4 protein-coding genes and 1 pseudogene are annotated in these 11,927 nt (G+C 45.7%); 3 read left to right on the forward strand and 2 right to left on the reverse strand.

Annotated elements, in window-relative coordinates; all coding sequences use genetic code 11:
* Positions 1–99 precede the first annotated feature (99 nt).
* The 3 genes and pseudogenes from Q0986_RS23010 to Q0986_RS14495 form a co-directional block, all read left to right on the forward strand.
* Positions 100–216, forward strand: a pseudogene (locus Q0986_RS23010) (IS6 family transposase); the annotation flags it as partial.
* Positions 217–450: 234 nt separating this feature from the next.
* Positions 451–1,755: an AAA family ATPase gene (locus Q0986_RS14490; RefSeq protein ID WP_299411524.1), complete on the forward strand. Its 1,305-nt coding sequence runs from the start codon at positions 451–453 to the stop codon at positions 1,753–1,755.
* 84 nt (positions 1,756–1,839) lie between these two features.
* Positions 1,840–2,661 carry an ion transporter gene (locus Q0986_RS14495; protein WP_299411526.1) on the forward strand — a complete coding sequence of 274 codons (822 nt, stop codon included), beginning with the start codon at positions 1,840–1,842 and terminating at the stop codon, positions 2,659–2,661.
* A gap of 27 nt (positions 2,662–2,688) precedes the next feature.
* On the opposite strand, the gene Q0986_RS14500 is transcribed toward Q0986_RS14495, so the two are convergent.
* Both Q0986_RS14500 and Q0986_RS14505 read right to left on the reverse strand, forming a co-directional pair.
* The gene (locus Q0986_RS14500) at positions 2,689–6,975 is read right to left on the reverse strand and encodes an amino acid adenylation domain-containing protein (RefSeq protein WP_299411528.1); all 4,287 of its coding nucleotides are present in this window, start codon (positions 6,973–6,975) and stop codon (positions 2,689–2,691) included.
* A 26-nt stretch (positions 6,976–7,001) separates the two neighbouring features.
* Positions 7,002–11,867, reverse strand: a complete 4,866-nt coding sequence (locus tag Q0986_RS14505) for a type I polyketide synthase (protein ID WP_299411529.1) — start codon at positions 11,865–11,867, stop codon at positions 7,002–7,004.
* Between the last annotated feature and the right edge of the window lie 60 nt (positions 11,868–11,927).

An 11,927-nucleotide genomic window follows, 5' to 3' on the forward strand; every position in this document is an offset into this window, starting at 1 on the left:
ATTGCCTATTCGTATCACCCGATGAAGCCTGCTCTGGATCTGACGCCTGAGGAGCTAAAGGCCCTCCCTGCCGCGATTGTTTAGCGTCGAACTCACGTAGATATAGTATTCCAGGTACTCCTACTTCGAGTACGCGACAAACTTAACTACCGAGATATGGCCGAGTACTTCTTGCTCCGAGGCTTTGTTTTCACTCATAAAACAGTGCGGGATTGGTAAGAAAGATTTCTGCCTCTACCTGCAGTGATACCAATTACCCAACTAAATGACCTGTATAGATCGCCAAATGCATTGAAATTTGGTCAATCATTTGGGGCAAACAGTTCATCTCCATACGAAATTGGTATGAGAATTATCCTGTCTAGGTCGTTAACTATCCTTCGACCTGTCCCCAAATAACTAATGCATTAGTATTAGTATGGTGAAAATCCTCCCTCACACTGCTGACCAATGGCAGTCAAAACTAAAACTGGCATCACTCTTACTACCCATCAGCAAGCCGCCCTGGAACAGCTCCATGATTTTTTGGACAGTCCAGAAAGACTGTTTGTCTTAGAAGGCTATGCAGGCACAGGTAAAACCACCCTGTTACAAGCCTTTGTTTCCCAGTTACAAGATCGGGGCGACCGACGTGCCATCGTCTTTAGCGCCTTTACCAACAAAGCCACCAAAGTCCTCAACCAAATGGTGTCCTCCTGGGGACTGAGCATAGAATGCCTCACCTGCTGTCAACTTCTGGGGCTGCGTCCACAGATCGATCCAGAGACAGGAGAGCAGGACTTTGTGCCTGAACACAATGAGGAAAGCTCCTTTGGCAAATTTGCCCTTGTAGTGGTGGATGAATGTTCAATGGTCAACCGCAACCTTTGGGAGCTATTGCAAACCGAGCTGTCTGCCTTTCACCTCACCACCCAGCTCTTGTTTGTGGGCGATGTGGCTCAGCTTCCCCCCATTAATGAACCCGCCTCCCCCACCTTTCTGGAGATTTCCAATAAGGCTCAACTGACCGAAGTAGTGCGTTATGGCAGCTCGATTGGGGTATTAGCAGAATCCGTCCGTTGTCATTTAGACATCCATCAGCTGCCCACCTTCCATACCGATCTCAACGACGATAAAACCGAAGGCACCGTCGTCCTCCGACAGACAGACTGGACGAAACAGCTCCTGCGGGCCTTTACCAGCGAAAAAGGCCAGGACGATTCCGACTATGTCCGGGCCTTGGCCTATACCAACCGACGCGTTGCCCATCTTAACCAACAAATTCGCAATGCCATTTTTGGTGCGGATGCCTATCGGTTTGTCCCTGGTGAACGCCTGATCGCCATGAGTCCCGTCTTTCGGCGTAAGGATGAAATTCTGATGCCCACCTCCTCTGAATGTTGGGTAGAAGATGCCGAAGAAGATGACTCCTCTGGTTGGCGGGTGTGGCGACTATTTGTGGTCACTGATGCCAACTTCGAAGCAGAAGTTACGGTTTTACATGAGTCTGAGCAACAGCGGTTTCAACAAGAACTCAGACGTCTAGCAGAAGGCAAACAATGGCAGGATTTTTGGCTGCTTAAACAGCAGCGATTTGCCAACTTAAACTACAGCTACGCCTTAACGGTGCATAAGTCCCAAGGATCTACCTTTCAGAATGTGTTCGTCGATCTGCCCAATCTGATGCGAAACCGCAATATCAGAGAGCGCAACCAGCTGCTTTATGTTGCGGTGACCCGTGCGGCCAAGCGGCTGTTTATCTGCCAAGCGCGCTAATGGGCTGACCGGCAATGTCGAATCCAAAATTCAATAGCTGCTAGGCTATGCTGATGAACCGGGCTGCACGCGTCAGGAAAGGGTATGGATCGAAAGAATCAACGTAGAACTTCATTCCGGCAACGGGTATTTGAAATTTTAGAAGTGGCTGATGTTGGCGATCGCGCTAGCCAACTCTTTGATATCAGCCTCCTCGTACTGATTCTAGCCAACCTGGCTGTCATTACCCTAGAAACGGTTGATGGGCTGACCGCACAGTATCAGGTTTACTTTGAAGTATGTGAAACCGTCAGTATCACGATTTTTACGATTGAATACCTATTGCGAATCTGGTCTTGTACCGCAGCCCCAGAGTTTCGCCACCCTCTACTAGGACGGCTCAAATTTCTGTTTACCCCCTTAGCCTTAATTGATTTGACGGCCCTGGCTCCGTTTTATCTGCCCTTATTGATTCCTATCGATATTCGCTTTATTCGCGTTGTTCGACTACTGAGAGTGCTGCGGTTGTTTAAGCTTAGCCGATACTTTCAGTCCTTTCAGGTGTTAGGTAATATTCTCAAATCCAAACGAGATGAGTTGCTGGTCACCTTGGTCGGTGTTTTGGGACTGTTGTGGCTGGCCTCAACCTTAATGTATTTCATTGAACATGATGCCCAGCCAGAAGCCTTCGCCAGTATCCCCGCCACGATGTGGTGGGGAGTTGCAACCCTAACCACCGTAGGCTATGGGGATATCTATCCAGTTACCACCGCAGGCCGAATTCTCGGGAGTTTTATTTCTATTCTGGGAATTGGGTTATTCGCCTTGCCCACAGGGATTTTAGCCTCTGGATTTACGGAAGAATTAGAACGGCGCAAGTCCAAACTGCCCCAAAATACCTGTCCACATTGCGGAAAAAGTTTGTAATCGTCCTTCTACTTCCAGTAGCCCAGTTTAACTCGCATGAGTATGATTGATGGCCTTGTTGATACAGGCTTGCATACCTTCTGCAAGCATAGGTGATTTTACGAGATCGGCGTGATAGCCTGGCACTGAATAAATCTCTACCCCATCCTGAGCAATGCTACCCCAACCCATCTGAGGATCAACATAAAAACCAGGAAGTTGTTCATGGGCTTTGAAGATCGTAATAGTACCAGGGTAAGGTTTACATTCGTAATCTATCCAAGCCTTGTAGTGGGAAGCTTTCAGCTTCTCGGCAACCTCTGAAAAAGAACCGCCTCGTCCCAATACTTCAACTTCTGGCGCAGCATAAGCTAATTGAGAGCGCCTTAACACCCATAAATGAAAATGATGGACCCAGCCTTCCAGCTTATTCATTTCGCGGGGAAGCACTTTGATGGAATTACTAATATCCTCTTCAAAGGGGAGATTCACCACTTCTTCACTCGCTTGCTCAGAGCTTTTTTTCTTAAGAAGCTTTTGGAATTCTTGGATGGCATCACGTACTAAGGCTGTTGGCCCAACCTGCATTCGTTTATTGATAAATCGGGGGAGGGTATAGTTCAGTACGTACTTCAGGACAGAAAAGAATCTAGGAATGGGGTCAAGCACTTTACCCTCATTATCAGGGCCAGAAGTGTCAAACATCGCGACCAGTGCAACTTTATGACCCTGGGCATGGAGTTGTTGAGCCATTTCTAAAGCAATCACGCCACCAGATGAGACCCCTGATAGAAAATAAGGACCTTCAGGCTGAACAGTTTGGAGATGCCGAATATAGTCTGCAGCCATCTCCTCATAACTGCCATGAAGAACGGTGGATCCATCTAACCCCTGGGCTTGAATGCCATACACAGGATAATCTGATCCTAGATGCTTTGCTAAGTCATGGTAAATCAACACATTAAAGCCTCCACCATGAATGCAAAACAAAGGAGGCTTAGTCCCGTTTGTATGAATAGGTACTAAAGAAGACCAAATTGTAGAATCTTCATCTTGACAAATCGTATGGGCAAGTTGTTCTATCGTTGGATTTTGCAAAAGAGAAGAGAGAGGCAAACTTACACTTAACTTCTGCTCTATTTCCTGAAATAGACTCACAGCTAGGAGTGAATTCCCACCTAAATCGAAAAAATTATCATGAATACCAATCTCTTTTATTCGAAGCACATTACACCAGATTTTAGCTAGCTGTTGCTCCGTTTCACTACGAGGAGCTACAAAAGTTTCTTCTTGCTCAACACGCGAAAAATCAGGTGCGGGTAAAGAGCGTCGATCTACTTTGCCATTCGGCGTAAGGGGTAATACCTCAAGCATGACAAAAGCAGAAGGAACCATGTAAATAGGTAATCGTTCCTTGAGGTAACGACGTATATCCTTCGTGCTCAATTGTTTTGGGTCAGCAGCGAGATAAGCCACTAGGCGCTTGTCACCAGGCTGATCCTCATGAGCTAAAATTACTGCTTCTCTTATATCTGGATGTTGCTCCAACGCTGATTCAATTTCCCCAAGTTCAATCCGAAACCCTCGGATTTTTATTTGGTCATCTCCACGACCGAGGAACATGATATTTCCATCGGGTCGATAGTAAACTAGGTCCCCTGTTTTATACAGCTTTGCCTCCGAGTCATGACTGAAGGGATGAGGGATAAATTTCTCATCTGATAGCGCTGGGCGATTGAGATACCCGCGTGCAACGCCTGCCCCTCCAATATGGAGTTCTCCTGGAACACCGATGGGAACGGGTTGTAACTGCTGATCCAGAACATAAATCTGAACATTATCAATGGGACGACCGATAGGAATTTCGGTCATACGACTATCGCTCTCTAGCTCAATACCTGGCTCATAGGCTGTAGCCGTTACAGAGGTTTCAGTGGGGCCATAGGTGTTCAACCAACGACAGCGATCTCCAACCCGTTTTACCCATGTTTGGTAGATAGCTCTTGAAGCTTTTTCCCCTCCAACAACCACTAGGCGAACGGTTTGAGGTAGATCAAGTTGTAACTGTTGCATCCCATTCACTAACTCATGCCAAAAGGCTGTTGGAAAGTTAAGGATGGTGATCTGTTCTTGGAGAACAAACTTTAAGAACTCTGGGATAGACGATAAAATCTCTTCTGGACGCAAAATAATCGTTGCACCCCTTAGCCAGGTGGGAAAGAGCTCCTCAACAGCAATATCGAAGCTAATAGATGCAAATTGAAGAACGCGGTCATTTTCCGTTAGTCCAAATTGCTTAGCCATTGCCAAGTTATGATTCACTAACCCCTTATGAGGAATCATGACTCCTTTTGGTTTTCCTGTAGAACCAGAAGTATAAATAATATAGGCAAGATTTTCCGATGATACGGTGTGAGAGAGTGGTGAGATACTTTGCTCCGAAATTAAAGGCCAATCTTCGTCAAGGCAAATAACTTGAGCATTATGAGAAGGTAAAGTCTCCAGGAGATGTTTTTGCGTGAGGATAATAGGGGCTTGAGAATCCTCGATCATAAATGCTAGACGTTCACTAGGATATTTGGGGTCTAAAGGTAAATAAGCACCTCCAGCCTTAAAAATACCTAAAAACCCTATGGCCATCTCTAAAGAGCGCTCAACACAAATACCAACGATTTGATCAGTATCAATGCCGCGATGTCGGAGATAATGCGCCAGTTGGTTGGCTCTACTATTCAGTTCTTGATAGGTTAACTGCCGATCTCGATGAATAACAGCAATTGCATCGGGGGTTTGCAGTGCCTGGCGCTCGAACAGCTGATGATAGCATTCCTGTTGAGCATCAGCTGTTTGAGTTTGGTTCCACTCTACTAAAAGCTTATCTTTTTGCTGTTGGGGCAAGAGAGATAGATTCGCAATATTCTCGCAAGGATCAGCAATAATACCCGTTAGCAAAGTCTGAAAATTCTCTGACAGTCGAGTGATTGTAGAATGAACAAACAAGTCTGTTTTATAGTTAAAAACAGAAATCAATTCATCCTCAGTTTCAAAAATCTCTAAATCTAAGTCGAATTGGCCTACTTGTTGTTCGATATGAAAAGACTCTAGTTTAAGTCCAGCCCATTCAATCTGGGTGATCTTATCATTCGGAATAAGCAGTGAAGTGACTTCCCCAATGTTTTGAGGTTTTAAATAATTAAACAGTACTTGGAAAATAGGTGAACTACTCAGATCCCGATCAGGGCGTAACCGTTCAACTAAAAATGGGAAGGGACAATCTTGATGATCTAACGAATTCAGGACGTTCGTGCGAACATTAGCTAGAAAATCCGTAAACCTAGGATTATTGCCAAGGAATCCACGTATAACGATAGGATTAACAAAGTCTCCAACCGTTTTTGAAAACTCGATCTGATTTCGCCCTAATGTTGGTGTTCCAATCAAGATGTCTTCTTGACCTGTATAACGGTATAGAAGAACCTGGAAAGCCGCAACAAGTAGTGTATAGAGCGTTACCCCTTCACTCTGTGCTAACTCTTTGAGTTTTGAAGTTAGTTCTTTATTGATTTTAAATAGATGTGATGATCCTTCATAGGTCAGTAAAGTAGGGCGTGGATAGTCCGTTGGCAGATTTAAGATGGGCAAGTTGCCAGCGAGTTGTTGTTGCCAATACTGCCAAAGTTCCTCTCCTTCAGGCCCTGACAACATGTTACTTTGCCAACCTGCATAATCACTGTATTGCTGGCTCAGCTCAGGTAGTGTCGAAGGTGTATTGTTAACTTCGGCAAGATAAAAAGCTTTTAATTCATTCAGGATCAGCCAGTGAGACCATCCATCATAAGCAATATGGTGAATTGTAACTAAAAGAATATGGTCTTGTGCTGAACTCGAAAATAGATTAACGCGAATAACTGGCCCGTTCTTCAAATCAAAAGGCTGGCGGTAAGATTCAATTACCTGCTGATTTAATTGATCAAAGGTCCAGCTAGAGCTATCGATTTTCTCAAAGCTAACTTGCTGTTTTTTATGGACAATCTGAATGGCTTCACCATTCTCGGTCGCATAAGTTGTTCGTAAAATGGCATGACGATCGATCAGACACTGAAATGCTCGTTCTAACGCAAAAGTATCCACATCAGAGCAAATGCGAGCAGAAAAAGCGAGATTATAAGCTGCGCTTGAAGTATCACTTTGGTATAAATACCAAAGTGATTTTTGATTGTAAGATAATGGGTAAGTTTGATTCTCTTGGTTGACTTTGTCCCGAAGCAGTTTGGCTAATAGTGCGCGTTTTTCTGCAGTCGAAAGGCTCGCTTTTGATTCAGACAGATGAGTCATGGCTTAAGGATATAAATTGAGTTCTTCTACAAATGATTATCTTGAGAAAGCATAGAGTTAAGTAAAGAATCAACTTCATCATCTGCAAGTTGCTCTAGGTTCTCCAATGCTTGTTCTGCCTCAGATTTATGGCTCGTCTGATTCTGGTGGTCAAGTTTATCTCTGGACTGATCTGGCTCAGATAGACTTTCTGCTGGAGCAGATACCTCTCGCAATTGCATTTCTGCCTGTGCTGTCAGACCATTAACCGTCAGTCCTTCCATAAATTGGACCATGGGTATATTGACCCCCATATTCCCTTTTAAGGTATTTCTTAATTGAATTGCCATCATTGAATCAAGGCCAAGATTTATCAATGATGATTCTTTATCTAGTTTGGAAGATTCAATCCCTAATAGTTTCGCAACTTCAGTGTGAATGTAGATTCCTAGCATTCGAGGAAGCTCTGTAGGGGAAGCGGACATTACATCCTGAACTGAAAGTGTTTCTGCGTGCTCCTGCATATTTTGCTGGGTTAGCTCAGAAAGAAAACCAGGAATTTTGCCGCTAGAAAAGTGTTGTTGGATAAATTTGGGCCAATCTAAGGAGCAGAACCCCATCTGGCAAGTAGACGTCTGACTTAATAGATCTGCTAACGCTTGCACTCCAATGTCTGGAGGAATTGTGTTGAACCCTAGTTTGTCTAGAAGGTCTTGGTCATGAGACTTGAGTGCTGTTGCCATACCAACATCTGCCCAAGGTCCCCAGTTAATACTCAAACTCGGCAACTCCAGCCCCTGTCGATAATGAGCTAAAGCGTCTAAGAAAGTATTGGCCGCACCATAACTTCCTTTGCCGACGGCCCCAAGTACCGAAGCAATTGAAGAAAAACACACAAAGAAATCTAAAGGTATATCTTTCGATAGGGTATGAAGTGCCCAAGCCCCTCTTACTTTGGGCGCTGTGACTTGGGTGAATCGTTCCCAATCTTGCTGGAGTAATACTCCATCATCCTGAATCCCTGCAGTATGAACAATGCCTCGCAAAGCTGGCATAGATGTCTTCATCGTTGTGAAGACCTGAGCTAGCTCCGTTTCTTGCGTAACATCTGCTTGAATCACCTTCACTGTAGTTCCTAATTCTTCGAGAGCTGCAACACTTTCCTTTGCTTTGTCCGAAGGACCTTTTCGTCCAAGAAGCACTAAATGTCGGGCACCTTGATCAACCATCCAGCGGGCAACCTTAAGCCCTAAAGCCCCTAAACCACCTGTAATCAAATAAGTACTGTTGCCATCCAAGGGGCTAGTATTTTGCTCAGGCTGGTGATGGCGAACCAGTCGAGGCACATAACGCTGGCCATTTCGATGGGCCACATATTCCTCTTCATCTGGATGCAAAATCTCTGCTAATACAGCTTCAATTTCTGCTGTTGCCACGTTCTGTGATGGGGGGGATGAGTCTGAGGACACATCAAATATGCCCCCCCAGATTTCTGGATGCTCTAAAGCAATGGTTTTGCACAGTCCCCACACAGGGGCTTGTGCAACAGCTATTTGCTGATTACCTACGACGGGCACCGCATTCTGGGTCATCAGCCAAAGCTTAGGTGTTGCTTTACTATTCTGTTGGTTAAGGGCTTGAACCAAATGCAGTATGCTGCCACAACTGTGGGATTGAGCTTGATCCAAGGCAGCACTATCTAGAACCTCATTTGTGGCAGCATCAATACTCCACAAATGAATAATGCCTTGTAGTGGTTTTCCGTGGTGCGTTCTAGCAACTTCTTGCAGTAGCTGCCCAAAATGGGTAGGTCGAGTGGGATTAATCCCCCATGTATTTTGATCGATACTTTGATAAGTATCTGTAGGAACGACAAAAATACACTGTTGTCCGAAGCTATCTAAACGACTGGCTAAAGCGGAACTGATGCCACCCTGGTCAGAAAAAATAAGCCAACTCCCTGGTGACTGTTGGTGAGTCGTGGACTTAGGTAACTGAAGTTGGCGTGGCTTGGGTTGCCACTGGACCTGATAGAACCAATCTTGCGTTGAGGGGGACTGTTGATGCTGTGCAGCTAGTACTTCTAGCACTTTGGGCAATAAGGTCATTTCCTCAGTCGAGAATTGACCGGCTTGGGCTAATAACCGTGTCAATTGCTCAGAAAATTTCTCTGCTTGGGTGAGGGGTTGGTCCGTAGTTTGTATTTCCCCTACATCCAATAACTTGGATATCAAAGCCTGGACATTACTTTCTGAAAGTGAAGCGGATTGAGAGGTGGGTTCAACCCAGTGTCTTTGTTGGTCGAAGGGATAGGTGGGGAGGGGGATACGATATCGTTTTTCCTCGCGGTAAAAGCTAGACCAGTCAACGTCAACTCCTGCTAACCAAAGTTCTCCTAAGGTCTTAAGCTGAAACGCCACATCTGACATTTCTTCCTTCGGATGACGAACAGAAGACAGAATAAATCGTCCTGCAGCATCAGGTTGCTGCTTGGCTAAAGACTTTAATGTTTGTCCTGGACCAACTTCTAATAAGATTCGATCTGGATCTTGGAGTAATTCTTGAACCCCTCCAGAAAACCGCACCGCTTGTCGTAGATGTTGAGCCCAATAGGACGGATCGGTTGCCTCTGCTGCTGAAATCCATGTTCCCGTCACATTGGAAATATAGGGAATCTGGGGGGGATTTAAGGCAACTTTACCCACCTGCGCAGTAAACCCATCTAGGATAGGATCCATCATCTGGGAGTGGAATGCATGGGAGGTATGGAGGCGTCGGCAATCGATTTCCTGTTGGTGTAATCTTTGCTCTAAGGCATCAATGGCTTCGTTGGGACCGGACACTGCAGAAATGGATGGCGCGTTGTTAGCAGCCAAGGACAGTTCAGACGTTAGTAGAGAACGAACCTCTTGCTCAGGCAGAAATACTGCTAGAAGTGACCCTGATGGCAAAGCTTGCATCATTTTGCCTCTAGCCGCCACCAAGGCTAAGGCATCTTCTAGAGTAAAGACACCGGCAATACAAGCGGCTACGTATTCACCAATACTATGTCCAATCATCGCCTGAGGTTGAATTCCCCAAGCCATCCATAACTGTGCCAAGGCATATTCAATGACAAAGAGAGCGGGTTGAGTGATCCCCGTCTGTTTTAACTGGGCAGTTGCGGCATCGATTTGAGAGGGAGCTGGATAAAGAAGTTGGCGAAGATCTAGATCCAGAAGCGGTTTTAGAATCTCGGCACACTGATCGACTTGCGAACGAAAGATGGACTCAGTTTGGTAAAGCTGCTGAGCCATGTTGACGTACTGTGCCCCTTGCCCAGAAAACATAAAGACAATAGGACGATGCTTAGGGGGTTTTGAGGAGGTACTGCCCCATTGTGGATTGAGTGTGTCCAGCGATTCGATCGCCTGGGAAGCAGTCTCAACCACCAGCATTCGTCGGTGGGTAAAGGCTTGCCGCCCAACCTGCAGGGTAAATGCGGTATCTGCCAGATTAATATCAGGATTTTGCTGAAAATGGAGGGCTAAATTTTGGGTTGCCGCATTCAGGGCAGTTTTAGTTTTGGCAGATAAAACGAGGAGTTGCCAAGGTCTGAGAGAGGGCTGGGAGGGCGATAATGTGGGTGCTTCTTCTAGAACTGCATGAGCATTGGTACCACCAATCCCAAAGGAGCTGACACCTGCACGTCTTGGACTTCCTTCTACTTGCCAGTCTTGAAGTTGGGTATTGACATAAAACGGGCTTTGGCCAAAGTTGATTTGAGGATTGGATTGCTCGAAATGCAGACTTGGGGGAATCTGCTGATGCTTTAGAGCTAAAGTCGTTTTAATCAGGCCGATAATACCTGCAGCGCGGTTGAGGTGACCAATATTACCTTTAACGGACCCGATGGCACAAAACTCTGTTTTGTCGGTTTGAGCTTGAAAAACTTGGTTAAGAGCAGCCACTTCAATGGGATCTCCCATTCCTGTCGCTGTTCCATGAGCCTCAATATAGGAAACGGTTTCTGGTTCGATATCTGCGATCGCATAAGCTTCTGCAATTGCTTCTGCCTGGCCATCAACACTGGGAGCAGTGTACCCCACCTTAAGAGAGCCATCATTATTGATCGCTGAACCTTTGATCACAGCATAAATGTGATCCTGATCCGCCAAGGCATCCTCTAAGCGTTTTAAGACAACAATTCCCAGACCACTACCGAAGATCGTTCCTTGGGCTTTGGCATCAAAAGGGCGACAATGTCCGTCTGGAGATGCAATTCCATCTTCTTGATACCAATATCCTTGAGTTTGGGGGATCTGAATCGTAACGCCACCCGCCAAAGCCATATCACACTCTTCATCCAACAACCCTTGGCAAGCAATGTGTACAGCAACTAACGAAGATGAACAAGCCGTATTAATACAAACGCTTGGCCCCTTCAAATTCATTTTGTATGAGATCCGAGTGGGGACAAAATCCTTGTCATTACCAATCTCGATCTGTAACTCGCCTGTGCGGTTGAGAAAGTCTTGATTTGGCAGCAGATTATGTCGTAGGTATGTACTCAGGCTAGACCCTGTATAGACGCCAACTCTACCGTCATAAGTCTCACTATTGTAGCCGGCATTTTCAAGCGCCCCCCAAGCACATTGCAGTAATAGTCGATGTTGAGGGTCCATCGACTGCGCTTCTCTCGGAGAAAAACCGAAGAAGGACGCATCAAATAGATCCACATCTGATAGAACCGATCCTGCTTTGATGTAATTCGGATGATTGAGTGTCTCTGGCGGAACTCCTGCGGCTGTGAGTTCTTCATCTGAGAAGAACGCAATGGATTCAGTACCATCACATAAATTTTGCCAAAATTTTTCGACTGTTGCAGCACCTGGGAAGCGGCCGTCTACACCGATAATAGCGATTCCCTCCATGGAGTCGTACTTTACCCCATCATCCATTATTCACCCTCTCCGTACTATTCTAGGAAGCCT

The sequence above is a fragment of the Acaryochloris sp. IP29b_bin.148 genome, assembly GCF_028285565.1.
Classification (GTDB): Bacteria; Cyanobacteriota; Cyanobacteriia; order Thermosynechococcales; family Thermosynechococcaceae; genus Acaryochloris.

Bases quoted from the DNA above. Each gene is read 5' to 3' on its own strand.
- Q0986_RS14490 (WP_299411524.1), top strand. From the start codon at position 451: ATGGCAGTCAAAACTAAAACTGGCATCACTCTTACTACCCATCAGCAA.
- Q0986_RS14495 (WP_299411526.1), top strand. From the start codon at position 1,840: ATGGATCGAAAGAATCAACGTAGAACTTCATTCCGGCAACGGGTATTT.
- Q0986_RS14500 (WP_299411528.1), bottom strand. From the start codon at position 6,975: ATGACTCATCTGTCTGAATCAAAAGCGAGCCTTTCGACTGCAGAAAAA.
- Q0986_RS14505 (WP_299411529.1), bottom strand. From the start codon at position 11,867: ATGGAGGGAATCGCTATTATCGGTGTAGACGGCCGCTTCCCAGGTGCT.